The 16,598-nt window shown below is 55.8% G+C and carries 14 protein-coding genes; 7 read left to right on the top strand and 7 right to left on the bottom strand.

What is annotated here, in order from left to right:
• On the top strand, window positions 1-618 hold a 618-nt coding region (locus tag ACWIUF_RS08825; protein ID WP_448571962.1), incomplete at its 5' end, for an alanine dehydrogenase.
• Window positions 619-717: 99 nt separating this feature from the next.
• Window positions 718-1,203: a QcrA and Rieske domain-containing protein gene (locus tag ACWIUF_RS08820; RefSeq protein WP_448571961.1), complete on the top strand. Its 486-nt coding sequence runs from the start codon at window positions 718-720 to the stop codon at window positions 1,201-1,203.
• Between the two features lie 538 nt (window positions 1,204-1,741).
• Here the strand turns inward: ACWIUF_RS08820 and ACWIUF_RS08815 are convergent.
• The gene (locus ACWIUF_RS08815) at window positions 1,742-2,575 is read right to left on the bottom strand and encodes an Rpn family recombination-promoting nuclease/putative transposase (RefSeq protein ID WP_448571960.1); all 834 of its coding nucleotides are present in this window, start codon (window positions 2,573-2,575) and stop codon (window positions 1,742-1,744) included.
• Between the two features lie 111 nt (window positions 2,576-2,686).
• On the bottom strand, window positions 2,687-4,216 hold the full coding sequence (locus ACWIUF_RS08810) for a YifB family Mg chelatase-like AAA ATPase (protein WP_448571958.1): 1,530 nt from the start codon (window positions 4,214-4,216) through the stop codon (window positions 2,687-2,689).
• A gap of 232 nt (window positions 4,217-4,448) precedes the next feature.
• Between ACWIUF_RS08810 and ACWIUF_RS08805 the strand changes: the two genes are divergently transcribed.
• Entirely contained in the window at window positions 4,449-6,356 is a 1,908-nt protein-coding gene (locus tag ACWIUF_RS08805; protein WP_448571956.1) for a transketolase C-terminal domain-containing protein, read from the top strand.
• 171 nt (window positions 6,357-6,527) lie between these two features.
• Here the strand turns inward: ACWIUF_RS08805 and ACWIUF_RS08800 are convergent, their stop codons facing one another.
• Window positions 6,528-6,878, bottom strand: coding sequence for a hypothetical protein (locus ACWIUF_RS08800; RefSeq protein ID WP_448571955.1), 351 nt, complete (start codon window positions 6,876-6,878; stop codon window positions 6,528-6,530).
• Between the two features lie 518 nt (window positions 6,879-7,396).
• Between ACWIUF_RS08800 and ACWIUF_RS08795 the strand changes: the two genes are divergently transcribed.
• Together ACWIUF_RS08795 and purH are read left to right on the top strand one after the other, a co-directional pair.
• Window positions 7,397-8,200, top strand: a complete 804-nt coding sequence (locus ACWIUF_RS08795) for a DUF928 domain-containing protein (RefSeq protein WP_448571953.1) — start codon at window positions 7,397-7,399, stop codon at window positions 8,198-8,200.
• A gap of 279 nt (window positions 8,201-8,479) precedes the next feature.
• Window positions 8,480-10,045, top strand: a complete 1,566-nt coding sequence (gene purH / locus ACWIUF_RS08790) for a bifunctional phosphoribosylaminoimidazolecarboxamide formyltransferase/IMP cyclohydrolase (protein ID WP_448571951.1) — start codon at window positions 8,480-8,482, stop codon at window positions 10,043-10,045.
• Between the two features lie 83 nt (window positions 10,046-10,128).
• Here purH and ACWIUF_RS08785 read toward each other — a convergent pair whose 3' ends face one another.
• The gene (locus ACWIUF_RS08785) at window positions 10,129-10,932 is read right to left on the bottom strand and encodes a creatininase family protein (RefSeq protein ID WP_448571949.1); all 804 of its coding nucleotides are present in this window, start codon (window positions 10,930-10,932) and stop codon (window positions 10,129-10,131) included.
• Between the two features lie 260 nt (window positions 10,933-11,192).
• Here ACWIUF_RS08785 and ACWIUF_RS08780 point away from each other — a divergent pair, with 260 nt between their 5' ends.
• Window positions 11,193-11,354: a hypothetical protein gene (locus ACWIUF_RS08780; RefSeq protein WP_448571948.1), complete on the top strand. Its 162-nt coding sequence runs from the start codon at window positions 11,193-11,195 to the stop codon at window positions 11,352-11,354.
• Here the strand turns inward: ACWIUF_RS08780 and ACWIUF_RS08775 are convergent.
• On the bottom strand, window positions 11,351-12,583 hold the full coding sequence (locus ACWIUF_RS08775; protein WP_448571946.1) for an NAD(P)/FAD-dependent oxidoreductase: 1,233 nt from the start codon (window positions 12,581-12,583) through the stop codon (window positions 11,351-11,353). The two genes, ACWIUF_RS08780 and ACWIUF_RS08775, sit on opposite strands and share 4 nt — an antisense overlap.
• 207 nt (window positions 12,584-12,790) lie before the next feature.
• On the opposite strand from ACWIUF_RS08775, the gene ACWIUF_RS08770 reads away from it, so the two are divergent.
• The gene (locus ACWIUF_RS08770; protein WP_448571945.1) at window positions 12,791-13,972 is read left to right on the top strand and encodes an RtcB family protein; all 1,182 of its coding nucleotides are present in this window, start codon (window positions 12,791-12,793) and stop codon (window positions 13,970-13,972) included.
• Here ACWIUF_RS08770 and ACWIUF_RS08765 read toward each other — a convergent pair.
• Window positions 13,962-14,867, bottom strand: a complete 906-nt coding sequence (locus tag ACWIUF_RS08765; RefSeq protein ID WP_448571944.1) for an alpha/beta fold hydrolase — start codon at window positions 14,865-14,867, stop codon at window positions 13,962-13,964. The genes ACWIUF_RS08770 and ACWIUF_RS08765 overlap by 11 nt on opposite strands.
• Window positions 14,868-15,008: 141 nt before the next feature.
• The gene (locus tag ACWIUF_RS08760) at window positions 15,009-16,370 is read right to left on the bottom strand and encodes a cytochrome P450 (protein WP_448571942.1); all 1,362 of its coding nucleotides are present in this window, start codon (window positions 16,368-16,370) and stop codon (window positions 15,009-15,011) included.
• Between the last annotated feature and the right edge of the window lie 228 nt (window positions 16,371-16,598).

The following is a 16,598-nucleotide window of genomic DNA, read 5'->3' as shown; positions in this document are numbered from 1 at the left end:
GTGCTCCTGGGCGGCGTACCGGGGGTGCAACCGGGTCAGGTGGTGATCCTGGGGGGCGGCGTTGTGGGGACGGAGGCCGCCCGGATGGCGATCGGTCTCGGTGCCCAAGTGAAAATTCTGGATATCAATGTCGATCGCTTGGCCTATCTGGAAACCTTGTTTGGTTTTCGCGTAGAACTGTTGTATAGCCATCCCAGCCAGGTGGATGCTGCAGTTAGGAATGCTGACCTATTGATTGGGGCTGTCTTAGTCCCAGGGCGACGGGCACCCCTCCTGGTGCCGCGATCGTTGGTCGAACAGATGCGTCCAGGGTCAGTGATTGTTGATGTGGCTGTTGATCAGGGGGGCTGTGTCGAAACCCTACGGCCCACCTCCCATACCCAACCCACCTATGTGGAGGCCGGGGTGGTGCATTATGGGGTCCCCAATATGCCGGGGGCTGTCCCCTGGACAGCAACCCAAGCCCTCAATAACAGCACCTTACCCTATGTTGTGAAGCTAGCCGATCACGGTCTGAAAGCCCTAGAAACTGATCTGGCCTTGGCTAAGGGATTGAATGTTCACCAACAGCGGCTGGTGCATCCCGCTGTCAAGGACGTGTTCCCGGATCTTGCCTAGGTCCTCGCCTCGGCTCTGCGCTAGGCTCTAAGGGGGATGCCCCATCCCCTAGGCCTGTTACCCCATCAACCGCACGCGGCGTGCCCAAGGAGATTTCGTATGAAACGACGTGAATTTATGGTCTGGGTTGGCTTTGGCACCCTGGCGAGTTCCCTGCCGGTGGCGATCGCGGCCTGCCTGTCGCCGAGCCAAGCGGCTCCCTCCCCCGCCACACCCTCGAGGCCGCCAGGGGTATCCCCCGATCGTCGCCTTGCGGCAACGCCGCGATCGGACGGCTTTGTAGCGATTGGAACCGTGGCCCAACTGAACCAGTCTGGAGCCATTATCAACAAAGATTTTGCGCCGAATGGGGTAGCAGTTATCCGGGACCCAGCCAATGCGGCTAACCTGATTGCGGTGAGTGCAGCCTGTCCTCACCGGGGGTGTACGGTACGTTGGAACGGCTCCCAGTCCCGTTTTGCCTGTCCCTGTCACGGGTCCCAATTTCAACCCAATGGTGCTGTTGCCAAGGGGCCTGCGAATAAACCCTTAGCAACCTATGCCGCCAAAATTGAGGGCGATCAGGTACTCGTTAAAGTTTCCTAGATCAAGACGCCGGACAGCAGTCAACGTCGGCTTGAACACAACGCTCATTCATCACACGCTTGGGGATAAAAAATCCAAGATAACTCAAGTCATGCCATACCGCAGGGAATTTTGGCATTGGGTTGGGTTTGAAGAGTCGCGATCGTCCTAGATTTAGCGAGCGATCACGACTGGATTGCTAATATGTAAGGAGAGTTGATGTCAATTAACCAGTTCTCATCAATAACTTCTAGATTGCCATCTAAGACTAGAATGAGTTCACCCATTGTTGTGACAGATGATGGTTGAAGGGTTGATGAAGCAGCACTTAGGGGAATTGTAAGGGAGTATTTTAATGACAACCAGTTAATTACAATCAGTTAACATTGCCTGCCTCTTGGGAAGTTAATCCTACTCTGATCGAGGAGTGGAAGCTAGACATGGCCTGAATCATAGCAATGGCCTGAATCATAGCAAGCGATCCGCCTCTCAACAATCGCACTCCGGCAATACGCTCCCAACGCTGAATGCCCAAATATTGGCCGCCCTGGGATGCCGCTTAAGCGTGGTGATCTAGCCAGGTGGTCACCGCTTCCGGCTGGGTGAAATCGAGTAATGCCTCACCCAAGGCTTCCAATTGCTCCACGGGCAGCGATCGAATGCGGGTTTCTAGTGCGGGTTCCAGATCACCAAAGCGGTGTTTGAGCAGCCGCAACACCAGCGAGATCTCGCGTTGGAGTCCTTGCTGGAGTCCTTGTTGTACCCCTTTGCTCAGGATGTCTTGATAGATCACCGATTCCTTCACAATCTCCTCCCGCAGGATTTGCTGAATCACTGTTTTCTCTAATACTAAGCCCGCTAGGACAGCGGTGGCAGCAGCGACGTTCCCTTTAATGCCGCGATCGGGCAAACGTTCAATTCGTTGGGCGATTTCCCGGAGGGTAGCGGTTTTATCGGGCGTGCCACATAGGATCGCTAATGGCCACAAGCCGGGGAACGGTAACAGGTCATCGGGAGAACATTCCCACAGCCGAATCACCTCAAACTCATGGCGCATTCCCGAAATTGCAAATACGGTTTGGTAGACCCGCTCCGATCGCGTCGGTTTGAGGTAAATCACAAGTTGGCGCATGGGCAGATTGGGATACCGGCGGTAACCGCGTAGGCGATACTCGGCCATGCGATAGGGAATTGGGGCCTCTGGTTGGGTTTGAAATTCGATCTGGAGCAAGAGCTGGTCGGCAGCCAGCAAAATCAGCGCATCAGCCCGCATCGGTTCAACGGACAACTCCGAGGGGCTGAGTTGGGTTAAGCCAATGGTGTCGCCCAATAACCACTGGGCAAAGTCTTGCGTATAGGTTTCGGCCAGGAATTTGCAAACGTTGTCGTACATACCAGAGAAAACCCAGAGAAAACAGCGAAGGACTCCAGCCAACCCCCCCTGCCCGCGCAAGGATTGCAAGCCAACATCAGCCAGCGTCACGTCTGGAGCATCGCGCTATTACTAGGACATCCGATCGATCGTCCGGTATTGAATTGCCTCCGCCACATGCTGACTCTGGATCTGTTCCTCCCCGGCTAAATCGGCGATCGTGCGGCTGACCTTGAGGATGCGATCGGTCGCCCGTGCCGATAACCCCAATTTGCGAATCGCGGCTTCCAGAAGGGTTTGACTGGTATCATCCAACCGGCACCACTGGCGCAGATGACGGCTTTGCATTTCCGCATTCGATCGCACCGTGGGTTCGTCCTGGAACCGTTGCTGCGCCTGCGCACGGGCAATTTGGACGCGATCGCGCACCCTCGCCGATGCCTCCCCTTGGGGTTGGCGGGTAATTTCCTCTGGCTTGAGGCGGTTCACCGCGACTTGCAGATCAATGCGATCCATGAGGGGACCAGAGAGTTTGGCCCAGTATTGCTCCCGTTGGCGGGGGGAACAGGTGCAGGGTTGGATCGTGTCGCCAAAATAACCGCAGGGACAGGGGTTGGTACTGGCCACCAGCATAAATTGGGCCGGAAACATCACCGACTGGCGGGTGCGGGAAATCGTTACCTGCCCATCTTCGAGGGGTTGGCGCAGAAATTCCAGGACATCCCGCTTAAATTCCGTCAGTTCATCCAGAAATAAGACCCCGCGATGGGCCAGGGAAATTTCCCCCGGGCGCGGAAAGCTACCCCCGCCCACCAGGGAAGGTCCAGAGGCCGAATGGTGAGGGCTGCGGAAGGGGCGAGTGCCCACTAACCGCCCGCGATCCTTGAGTAACCCCGCCACGGAATGGATTTGGGTCACCTCTAGGGCCTCGTCAAAGGTCAACGGCGGCAAAATCCCCGGTAACCGACGGGCTAGCATGGTTTTCCCACTGCCGGGAGGTCCCACAAAAATCAGGTTATGGCCCCCTGCCGCCGCAATTTCCAGTGCCCGACGCGCATGGGCTTGGCCTTTGACATCTTTTAAGTCTAAATGGCTGCGCTGCTGACGGAGTAATTCTTCCTTCGGGTCCAGTTGGGTCGGTTGGTACGAGCCGGGGTTATTGAGAAAGTCGGCAACATCGGCCACATGCTGAAACCCATAGACCTTCAGGCCCTTCACAACAGCCGCCTCCTGGGCGTTGTCGGCGGGGACTACCAGGGTGGAGATGCCCAACTGCTGGGCCGTGGCGGCGATCGGCAACACCCCGGCGATCGCCCGCAAACTGCCATCCAGGGAGACTTCCCCTAGAAATAAATACTGATCCAACTGTTCCGCGCTCACCTGCTCTGACGCCGCCAGAATGCCCACACTAATGGGTAAATCAAAACTGGGGCCTTCCTTGCGTAAATCGGCAGGCGTCAGGTTAATCACCACCTTGCGCATGGGGAAGACATAGCCCGCATTTTTCAGCGCCGCCCGCACCCGTTCCCGCGACTCCTGCACCGCCGCATCGGGTAACCCCACCACCGTAATGCCCGGTAAGCCCCCGGAAACATCAATTTCGACCCCCACCTTCACCGCATCAATGCCAACTAGGGATGCACTCCAGACTCTCGCAAGCATAGCGATCGCGTTCTCTTTTGCAACTTGAACAACTGGGACCCCATCATTTCCCCAAGTGCGAAGCCGGTCCCAATAGGTTTAGTTAACCCGTTTCCCTTACCAGAAACGTCAGTTGCATTGAATTTTTGTCCCCAGGACCCATTGCTTAAAGTTCTTAATATGTGCTTAGTAGACAGAGGGGATCGTTCTCCCCGAAGATGGACGTTAATCTGCTTTGTCCAGGAAATTTTCTATGACCAGCGCCAACTTCCCGATCGATCTAAGTGCCTACCAGCGGATTAAGCTTGATCCGGCTAGTTCCACCCTAACGTCCGACCAAAAAGCAGCACTTCAGGCCAATATCCAACTCTGTCGGGATGCGATCGTCTTCTTCACCGCAACGGGCGCTGCCAAAGGGGTGGGCGGTCACACGGGCGGTCCCTACGATACGGTGCCGGAAGTGGTGATCCTGGATGCATTTTTCCGGGGCGCACCGGATAAGTTTGTGCCGATCTTTTTCGATGAAGCGGGACACCGGGTGGCAACCCAATACCTGTGGGCGGCGTTGAACCATGACTTACCCGCCGAACAGTTAATGCGCTACCGGGAAGCCCACTCCACCCTGCCCGGTCACCCGGAATTAGGGTTAACCCCAGGGGTGAAGTTTAGTTCTGGGCGCTTAGGGCACATGTGGCCCTATGTCAATGGCGTGGCCCTAGCCCACCCCGACAAAGCCGTCTTCTGTCTGGGGTCGGATGGTTCCCAGCAGGAGGGGAATGACGCGGAAGCAGCTCGAATGGCGGTGGCTAAGAATATTAATGTGAAGCTGCTGATTGATGACAATGACGTGACGATCGCCGGAAACCCCTCCCACTATCTCCCCGGCTTCAGTCTGGCGAAGACCCTGTCAGGGCATGGGCTGACGGTCCTGGAGGGGGATGGCGAAGATCTGGACGGTCTCTACAGCCGCATTTGCCAAGCGATTAACACACCGGGACCGATCGCGGTGATCAACAAGCGGCCAATGGCGGTGGGCATTGAAGGCTTGGAAGGCTCAAACCACGGTCATGATGTGATTTCGGTGAAACTGGCGCTGCAATACCTGGAAGCACGCGGTCGCACGGCAGCGGTCGAGTACCTCAAGAGCATTGAAAAGCCCCAAAACACCTACACCTTCCTGGGGTCAAGCAGTGAAACCGGAGCTAACCGCAATGTCTTCGGGGATGTCGTGGTCTCGATCCTGGGCCGCATGAGCGAAGAGGATCGCAAGCAAAAAGTATTGTGCGTCGATAGTGATCTGGAGGGGTCCTGTGGTTTGGCGCAAATCCGCAAGGCGTTCCCGGAAATCTTCGTCAGCGGTGGCATCATGGAGCGCTGCAACTTCTCTGCGGCAGCCGGTTTTGGCATGGAGGAGGACCGCCAGGGCATTTTCGCCACCTTCAGCGCCTTCCTGGAGATGATCATTTCCGAAATCACAATGGCGCGGCTCAATAACTCCAATGTCCTCTGCCACTTCTCCCATGCCGGGATCGACGACATGGCCGACAATACCTGTCACTTCGGCATTAACAATTTTTTTGCCGACAACGGCCTGGATGACGGCTACGAAACCCGACTTTATTTCCCCGCCGATCCCCGCCAGATGGAAGCCTGTATCGAGACCATTTTCCACCAGCCCGGTCTGCGGTTTGTCTTCTCAACGCGATCGAAGGTGCCGATGATCCTGGACACCGAGGGCAAGGAAATGTTTAGCGGTGATTATCTGTTCGCTCCTGGTAAGGATGAGGTGATCCGCGAGGGGACTGCCGGTTATATCGTCAGCTTTGGGGATGCCCTGTACCGGGCGTTGGATGCGGTGGAGCGCCTGAAGCAGGAGGGCATTGATGTGGGCCTGATCAACAAACCGACCCTCAACGTTGTCGATGAGGACATGATGGCCAAGATTGGCAAGGCCCCCTTTGTGCTAGTCGTGGAAGCCTTCAACCGTAAAACGGGCCTCGGTAGCCGCTTCGGCTCCTGGCTACTAGAGCGGGGGTTCGCACCGAAGTATGCTTACTTGGGTACCCACGAGGAAGGCTGCGGTGGTCTCTGGGAACAGTACCCCTACCAAGGCATTGACCCCGTGGGCATCATGGCGAAAGTCAAGTCCCTGATCGCGTGATTGCTAGGCAGCTTGCCTGCCCCATTGACACTTTTCTTGTGGGGTAGGCAGCTTGCCTGCCCTTTTAGGCATTTTGCCTATCCCGTTGACACTTTTCTGATGAGCTAGACATCTTGTGTGCCCCATTAATTCTCCAGTGACAATTGGAGTAATTGATGCCTTGGGAAAACGTCAACGGGTTTCCAAGGCGTGTACCCGTGCTTGCAAGTCACGGATCTCCTGCCGTAATTCAACCACCAGGGTGGCCAACCGCGTAAAGCGAGACGCGGCTGCCTCGCTTGCCTCCAGCGATGGGGCAGGGCTTGATATCGTAGCAGGATTAGGCGGGAGGGGGACGGGCGGCGGGCGATCGACACTAGCGGCTAGGCGGTTGACCTGCGATCGCAGATTTCCTAACTCCGTTTCCAATTGGGATATGCGCCAGTCCGTATTGCTAAATTGGGCACGGGTAGGGGAACCAACCACGAGGATACTGGTGAGTAACCCTAATCCCAACAGGATGGAAATCAATCGTTGCCACATAGGTTTATCCGAATTAAAACGGCTGTTTTTTACAGGATGCTAGCGACAATCGCCAACTAAGGGGTTATCCCATCATTAAGTGTATAAACATACACCGATTGGCGTTTGGGTATTATAAAGTCAATCAGGAAGTTAATCGGGTACTCCCAAAATTTACGGACATTCTCAGGAATTTTATGCGGAATTTCTGTCTTAGTGAGGGAATTTATAGTTAGAAACTCTGAAGGGTAGGGCAAATTCGCTGCCCGTTCAAAGTTTAGAATTTGATGACATTGATTTAATGGTGTTAATGAGCATACAGCACAGTTCTTAGAGGGATGTTTGAAGAGGAGGATCACAGTTAGAATCGCGACTACGAACCTCAACATTTGGCTATTCTACTATTCTAAGTGTTGCTTGGCGTTTGTAGTGGCGACTTCAGTCGCCCAAACGGCTAGTTTTTTGACTTTTCAAACACCCTCTTAGACAAAAACTGTTGCGAGAGCGTATGACGCATCATAGTGAATGAGGTGTTTTCTATGGGATTCCATCCATTAACCAAACGCTTGGCTGGCCTCTTCCTGATAAGTGTACTTGGTGCAACTGCTGTTAATTTACCCGCGATCGCCCAGCGCGGAATGCCGGGGCGGCGCGTGGTCGGTGGTACACGGGGTGGCCCTTGCTTCCCTGACTATGTGATCGGTCAAAAAGGCCATGAAATTCCGGTTTTGCCAATTGCACTTGTACCCGAAAATGGGATTAGCCTAACCACATCAGCCCAACCCACGATTTTTTGGTACCAAGGAACGTTCCGGCCTGATCTGGAAAATTTTAGAACCCTGCCGAAAACAGAGCAGGTGCATTTTCAACTCGTCTCCCAACGCAGTGGCGAAACGGTCTACGCAACAACGGTGATGATCCCCAAGGGTCAACCCGGTATTTACAGTGTAACCCTGCCTCCCGATGCGATCGCATTGGCGGTGGGAGAAGCGTATAACTGGCGGGTTAACCCCATCTGTAGTGCGGTTGGCCATGTGGATGGGGTAGATGAGGATGCCGAGCGGAATATCTACTGGGTTGGGGGGACTATCCAACGGGTCGCCGCCAACACCGAGCCAGTCAGCGGGCAGGCTGGGGTTAAAGCGCTAGCAATTGCGAAAAATGGGATCTGGAACGATGCCCTCACGACCCTAGCGGCTGCCGCCTGTGAGCGGCCTGATGATCCCGCGTTAACCCGTGCCTGGACGGAAATGTTGACCATGCTGCATTTGGAAGCCGACGGGCTGGACCCAAATGTCCTCCAGATCCCCACGATCGCCCGTCCCCAGTTTGCCTGCCCCTAGGCAATGCGTCACCGCATAACCGCCGCCCAACCCCCCACGGATGCTGTCCCAAGCTATCCTCAGACGCGATCACCCATTGAACGTGGCAGCGTCGTCTCGGTTACCTCAGGGATCGGCAGTCTTCTGGGGGGATTCTAGACAGAAAGACGCAACGTATAATAACCTCGTTCATCAGTGTTCAACCGTCAGCAGCACCCCATCCCCACTGCGATCGCCCCCGGCGGTGCGTACCGGATACGTGTCTGCTGACAGCATTGTTTCAATGAGGATTGTACGGGCATGGCACGGCTAGCACTGCTGAGTGTGTCAAACAAGTCTGGACTGGTCGCGTTAGCCCAGACCCTCGTTCAGGAATTTGGTTTCACCCTAGTCAGTAGCGGCGGCACGGCCCAAGCGCTGAAGGACGCGGACCTACCGGTGATCAAGGTGGCAGAACACACGGGGTCGCCGGAAATCCTGGGGGGCCGGGTCAAAACCCTCCACCCCCGCATTCATGGGGGTATTCTGGCCCGTCGTGATCGGGCGGACGATCGGGCAGACCTTGCCGCCAACGACATCCCCGCGATCGAGCTGGTGGTGGTGAATCTCTACCCCTTTGAGCAAACGATCGCCCAACCTGGGGTTGCTCTGAGCGATGCGATTGAACAAATTGATATTGGTGGCCCCACCCTCGTCCGGGCCAGCGCCAAAAACCATGCTTTCGTCACGATCCTGTGTGACCCCAGCCAGTACGACGCCTACCTCCAGGAATTGCGCCAGCAGGGGGGGGAACCATCCCTCGCCTTTCGGCAAGCCTGTGCCCTCAAAGCTTTTGAACATACCGCTGCCTACGATCGGGCCATTACCGCCTACCTCAGCCAACACTTCCAGGCGGAGGGTGAAATTCGCCCTTTACCCGAAACCCTGCTCGTGTCAGGGCAACAGCACCAGAGTTTGCGCTATGGCGAAAATCCCCACCAGGCCGCCGTTTGGTATCGCAGTGGGACCACACCACGGGGTTGGGCCGCTGCCACCCAGATGCAAGGTAAGGAATTGAGCTACAACAACCTGGTCGATCTCGAAGCCGCGCGGGCCTTGATCGCTGAATTTGGGCCGGAGCAAGCGGCGGTTGCTATCCTCAAACACACCAATCCCTGTGGGGTAGCCCTAGGGGATGATTTGGCAGAAACCTACGATCGTGCCTTTAAGGCCGATGCCACTTCGGCCTTTGGGGGCATTGTGGCCCTTAACCAGGCGATCGATGGGGCCACCGCCGAACGTCTGAGCCAAACCTTTTTGGAATGTATTCTGGCACCGGCCTGTGATCCTGATGCGGCGGCTATCCTTCAGAAAAAATCCAAGCTGCGCCTTTTAATCCTGCCCGATCTCACGACGGGCGAACCCATCACCGTTAAGGTAATTGCCGGGGGCTTCCTGGCCCAGACCGCCGATCGCGGCAATACCGAGGACATGGATACCCACACCTGGCAAGTGGTAACCCAGAAGCAGCCCACCCCGGCAGAAATGGTCGAACTCCTGTTCGCCTGGAAAGTGGTGAAGCACGTGAAATCCAATGCGATCGTGGTCACCCGCGATCGCACCACCGTGGGCGTGGGGGCAGGTCAGATGAACCGGGTTGGCGCGGTGCAAATTGCCCTGACCCAGGCAGGCGAGCAGGCCCAGGGGGCCGTCCTTGCCAGTGACGCCTTTTTCCCTTTTGCGGACTCGGTGCAGGCGGCGGCGGCGGCAGGGGTGAGCGCGATCGTACAGCCGGGAGGCAGTGTCCGGGATGCGGATTCCATTCAAGCCGCGAATGACTTGGGCATCGCAATGGTGTTTACGGGCAAACGGCACTTCTTGCATTAGCCTGGCGTGGCCTGCGGTTAGCCATCGTGCGGGGAGCGATGCGATACCTGGGCAACGCCCGGTCATTGCTCGGTGTTAGGGGCTTAGCCCCTTCTGGGCGGCTGAAAGGTATATAAATTTTCGATCACTTGGACCCAACTCCGGCTGAGACTCGCCAAGAGGCGCTCGCCCTTTGCCCGCGTTGCCGGGAGCGGATCACCCATGACCCCACTCTGGCTGATATCCTGGGTCACCCAGGCAAAGGGAAGTTTACCCTCAACGCTCAGAAGACTATCGGCGGGTAAATCGGGCGGGTATTCAGCCACCGCCTCATCCATGTGGACCTGATCCGGCAACAGCGCAAGCATCAGGCTTGTTTCCGCATCCCCGGCATGGATACCGAATTCCTGCTCCTTAGGGGTTAACAGGGTTTCGGCCCCGTGGGGGACACGCCAGACAAACAGGGGGAATACCCAAAAGTCACCATAGCGCTGGTGTAAATCCCGTGCCGCCATCTCGATAACTTGGGGTTGGCCACCGTGGGCGTTGACGAAGGCCAGCTTGCGAAATCCTGCTCGATAAAGACTTTCCCCTACCTCCATTAACAGGGCCAGTAGGGTCTGGGCCGTGAGGGTAACGGTGCCGGGGAAATGCCAGTGTTCGTTGGATTTGCCGTAGTACAGCGTGGGCAGGGCATAGGCAGGGATATCCGGACGCAGATCCTGCAATGCTCGACCGATGACAGCAGTGGCGATCGCGCTATCGACGATCAACGGCAGGTGGGGGCCATGTTGTTCGATCGCACCGATCGGTTGCAGCAGGACCACGGCGTCCCGATCGGGCAACGCGGCAATTTGGGTCCAAGTCAGATAGGGGAAAAAGCGATCTGGGGGGATAAAGCCATGCATCTTGCCGTTATACCTTGACTGACGCGATCGGGAAGAATTATGCCTTAAATCCTGTGGGATAGCCGTCGCGGCTGTTTCTGGTTAGGTAGAATGCCCGACGCCACCCTTGCCTGATGCGAGCGCATGAGGCTCTATGTCTACCCTGCCGCTGAGCCGTGCCCTCGATTTGCACCCACCCGTCAAAATCGGTACAGTTAGCAACAGGAAAGTCCGCCATGCTCAATGGTGTCTTGTGCCGTCCAAACCTGGAGATTTAGATCATGGCAACGGTGTTGCTGCTCCTCCTCTTCATCTTTCTGGTCTGGGATTTCTACTGTATGAAGCGGGTCGAGGCGGAAATTCGTCGCCAGCGACGGCATAAGATTGACGATTTGGAAAGTTTTGTCGAACGGCGATCGGGATATAACCGAGGTTGGGATTAGGGACCGCCCATTGCCTGTCCGGCCAACCAGCCTGTTGTCCACGCGTTTTGGAAGTTAAAGCCCCCCGTAATGCCATCAATATCCAGGATTTCGCCTGCGAGGTAAAGGCCGGGACAGCAGCGGCTGGCCATTGTTTTGAAGTCCACTTCCGGCAGGGACACACCGCCACAGGTCACAAATTCTTCCTTAAAAACACCTTTACCCGTAACAGCATAGTCCCCCCGCAGGAGTTGGTCGCTGAGTTGATTGAGGGCGGTTTTCGCGAGTTCGGCCCAATGGCGCTCGGGCGCAATCCCCACATGGTGAACTAGGCTTTGCCAGAGGCGGCGGGGCAGGGGCAAGGGACAGTGGGCTGCGATCGCCCGTTTGGCCCAGGTTTGTTTCGTCGTCAGCAGCAGCGTGCGAAGGCGATCGGGGGTGAAGTCGGGTACCCAGTTAATCAGGAGGTGCGCTTGATAACGATGCGCCTGGAGCGATCGTGCGCCCCAAGCCGATAGTTTGAGGACAGCGGGTCCACTCAGGCCCCAGTGGGTGATGAGTAAGGGGCCGGTTTGGGTTAAGGTGGCCGTACCTACCCGCAGTCGCAGGTGGACGTTGGCAACACTGACCCCCGCGAGATCTTGCAGCCGGGGATCGGTCACATTAAAGGTAAAAAGAGACGGGACGGGCGGTTGCAGGGTATGCCCTAACTGTTGGGCAATCTGGTAGCCACGGGGATGACTGCCCGTGGCAAGGAGGACCCGATCGCCCGTGATGACTTCGCCCGATCGCAGAACGGCTCGCAACTGGTGATCCTGAGAGTCTACTCGTACTACGGGGGCTTGGGTTCGCAATTGCACCCCGGCCCGAGCGGCGGCTTGCAAGAGACATTGGACGATCGTTTCGGAGTCGTCACTGACGGGAAACATCCGGCCATCGGCTTCGGTCTTCAGGGGAACCCCGTGGGCGGCAAACCAGGCGATCGTATCGCGGGGCTGGAAACGGGTGAAGGGACCGCGCAGTGCCCGGCTGCCACGGGGATAGGCTTGACAGAGGGTGGCGGGGTCAAAGCAGGCATGGGTAACATTACAGCGCCCGCCGCCGGAAATGCGCACCTTCGCGAGGGGCTGGGGTCCCGCTTCTACAATGCAGATGCGGCTGTTGGGGTGGGCTTCTGCCGCCACGATCGCCCCAAAGACCCCTGCTGCGCCTCCCCCAATCACAACGATCGTGGTCGTTTTGCTGTGCAATCTACGTTCCTACCCGGATATCCGATCCAGTTGTCGAGCCGATGCAATTCTGGACAGAATTATAGTATCCGTCGATCGCAAATTAAATGTGGCCTCGCCATCTGAGCTGTCTGGGTGGCAGGCAGGATGCTTACCCCACAACGGCTTTTTGATTGACTGAGTACAGCGATCGTTCCGGCTCGCGATCGCGCCCCCTGGAGGCAAGCCATGCCCTTTGAAGCATTAGATCTCACCACCCCCGCTCCGGTTCTTTCCTGGGCGAGCCATGAATTAGGTCATGAAGAATTGCGCATGGCGAAGAGCATGGCGTCATTACCTTTTGTCTATAAACATATCGCCCTGATGCCGGATGTTCATCTGGGCAAAGGGGCGTTGGTAGGGTCAGTGATTGCCACCAAGGAAGCGATTATTCCGGCAGCGGTCGGCGTCGATATTGGCTGCGGTATGTGTGCCATCAAAACACGATTTCAAGCTAAACACCTAGAGGGAAAACTAAAAAAAATTCGTCTCGATATTGAAGCAGCTATTCCGGTGGGTTTTGATGAAAATAAGACAGTTGAAAAAACCGTCACTAACTGGCAGGGCTGGCGCAACTTTAAGGACTTGCATCCGGGGGTACAACACCTCGAAGGCAAGGCCATGAAGCAATTAGGATCGCTGGGGGGTGGTAACCATTTTATTGAGGTCTGTCTCGATACCGACGATGCGGTTTGGTTGATGCTTCATTCTGGTTCGCGCAATATCGGGAATATGTTAGCTCAACAGCATATCGAGACGGCGAAGGGCTTGATGAAATTGGCCCAGCAGTCCCTCCCTGATCCCGATCTCGCCTATTTTCTGGCTGGAACCCCGGAGTTTGCCGCCTATTGGCACGATTTGCAATGGGCACAAGCCTATGCCCACTTTAACCGGGATGTGATGATGGCCCGATGCCAACACATTATTGAAAAATACCTGGCTGGTGGTCAGCCAACCCGCTCCCTGATGATCATTAATTGCCACCACAACTATGCGGAGAAGGAAGTCCATTTTGGCGAAGATGTGTATGTGACTCGCAAGGGAGCCGTCCGTGCCCAGCCGGAAGATTATGGTATTATTCCCGGTTCAATGGGGGCTAGGTCTTATATTGTTAAGGGCAAGGGGAATGAGGAGAGTTATTGTTCCTGTTCCCACGGTGCGGGACGCTTGATGTCGCGCCATCGGGCCAAAAAGGAATTTACCCTGGATGATTTGATTCAACAAACCCAGGGTGTGGAGTGCCGAAAGGATACGGGGGTGATTGATGAGATTCCGGCGGCCTATAAACCGATCGAGGAAGTTATGGCGAGTCAGTCGGATTTAGTGGAGGTGGTGGCCAGTTTAAAGCAAGTGGTGTGTGTCAAAGGTTAGGAGCGATTTGGGTGTATACCCAATCCTGAATCAGGGCATTAACGACTTCAGGAATTTCATCCTGGGGACAATGGCCGGCCTCTGGGAGTTCGATAAATTGCTGAACTGCCGGAAACTCCGCAAGCTGGCGACCCAGGGCGATCGGTTCCCACGGGTCCTGTGCTCCCCACAGGATCAGGGCTGGACAGGGCAGGATGGGCAGCAAATCCTCTGGCAAGGGACCTTGGGAATAACGGGTAAACGCCAGGAACACGTCCACTGCCCCTGGATCTTGGGCAGGAGCCATCAGCAACTCGATCAACTCATCGGTCACCGCCTCGGTGTTGCCATAGGCTTGCAGCAAAATTTTGCGCACCGTTGCCGGACGGGCAAATTGACGGAAAAAAAGTTGTCCCAACCAGCGCGAGGTAAACAGGCGTTGCAACAGCGGTGCCCCCCAGCGTTGCACCCAGGGTAAATTCGCCCGCTTGCGATCGTGCAATAACCGCAAGGAACAATTGAGCAGCACGACCCCCTGGACCAGATCCGGAGCCGATACCGCCGTTTGCATGACTGCTACACAGCCGATCGAATTTCCGACAAAAAACGCCTGATCTCCCACGACTTCCCGACAGAAATCTGCCAACTGGGCAGCCCAGGTTGCAAACGTATAGTTTACCTCCCCTTGGGGTTTGGGTTTGGCTGAACCGCCGAATCCCAACAGATCGATCGCGTAGACTCGACAGGACGCCGCCAACGCGGGCAAATTCTTACGCCAGTGCCCTAGGGATGCGCCAAAACCGTGGACAAGCACGAGGGCGGGGCCGGTTTCCCCCTGGCTTTGGTAGGCGATCGGAAACCCTCGCCACGTCCAGGTTTGGACCTCAGATCCGGATGATTTGGCAGGGTTCAGCATTGCAGGTGAAGCCGAAGTCAGAGGCAGTGTCATCAACCTTAGCGTTCTGATCTTAGGTTAAGGGACGGGGTACTAGGGTAGCGCATGATTAATTATGTAAATTATGTAATGTTTGTCGGGCTGGATCTGGCCCGTAATGACTCAAGTTGATACTGCCTGACGACGGATGAGTTGCACCTGAATGCCCGGTTTAGGCCGCAATGTAATCGAAGGGAAAGGGGTAATGGTTTGCCCCGGCACTAACTGGAGTTGATACTGTTGTGCCAGAGTCGCCAGAATTAAAACCGCCTCCATTTGGGCAAAGCTTTTACCAATACAAATACGCGGCCCATCCCCAAAGGGGAAATAGACACATTTAGGTAGCTGCTTTTCTAAACCGTCTTGCCACCGCTCTGGTTGAAACGCCAAGGGATTGGCAAAATAGCGATCGCTACGCTGCATGGCCCACGGGCTACTCAGCATGATGCAATTCTTCGGAATTTGATAGCCGTCCAACGCATAATCCTGGGTTGCCGATCGCGCTAGGACAACGACTGGGGGATACAACCGCATGGCTTCTTGTAAAACCTGTTGCGTATAGGGAAGGTTGGGAATATCAAGTAACGTGGGCGATCGGCCCTGTAAAACCGTATCTAATTCCTGCCAAAGCTTTGCCTCACACTCAGGGTGCTGGGCCAAAAGCATCCACGTCCATGCCAAAGTATTGGCTGTCGTTTCATGACCAGCTAGGATCAGGGTTTTGAGTTCATCGCGCAGTTGGCGATCGCTCATCTGGCTGCCATCCTCATCCCGTACTTGCAGCAGCAGGGAGAGCAAATCCTCCGGGGCATCGCCACTGGCCCGTCGTTCCTGAATCAAGCGATCGATCACCTGATCTAGGGCCGCCACAGCCTTCAGATAGCGTTGCGTATAGGGAAAGGGTAACCAAGGCGGTAGCGAAAATCCTTGCTTTTGTTGTCGTGAAAACCAAGCCATACTCAGACTGAGTGCCCGTTCTATTATCTGGGCATCCTCCCCGACCATCTCCAGGTTAAACAGCGTGCGGGTCACAATATCCAGGGTTAGATGCATCATGTCTTGGTGGATATCTCGGCGATCGCCTGCTTGCCAACGGTGTTGCAGTTTTTCCGTTGCAGCCACCATTAAACCGCTATAGGTATTGATGCGTTGTTGGTGAAAAACCAGTTGGGTCAAGCGTCGTTGTTTTGCCCAGAACGCCCCTTCACTGGTGAGCAATCCGATCCCGACCAATGTGCGAATGGCGCGCCAACCCGGAGTATCTTTGATGAAGATTGTGTGTTCCCGCAGGACGGCCTCAATGTAGGCGGGATTCGTCAGCAGACACGCCTGGGACAGCCCCAATCGCAGTGGCACCATCCCCCGATAGGTTTGCTCACAATGGCATAAAAATTGCAGCGGATCTTGGGCAAAGAGGGGAGAGTGACCCAACAACCATTGCGGCTTCGGAGCCGGTAGCACAGATAAGGGTTGGACCGTCGGCATAGAGGCGTAAAAACTCCCAAAACGCTACAGACACCCCAGGCCTCCCCAAACCTTTGTGCGACCTAGTGTACAACGCTACAGACACCCCAGGCCTCCCCAAACCAGTGCGCAACCTAGTGTACTTTGGGTCTTAGGGGTGAATCGAGCCAGCCCCGCGCCTGATTTGAGCACCTAATTAGACCGATACCCGATCGCAATCCCCCTCAATCTAGCTGTCATCCCTGCTTT

Source organism: Trichothermofontia sp. (assembly GCF_053493415.1).
This window is presented reverse-complemented; position numbering and strand designations above follow the sequence as displayed.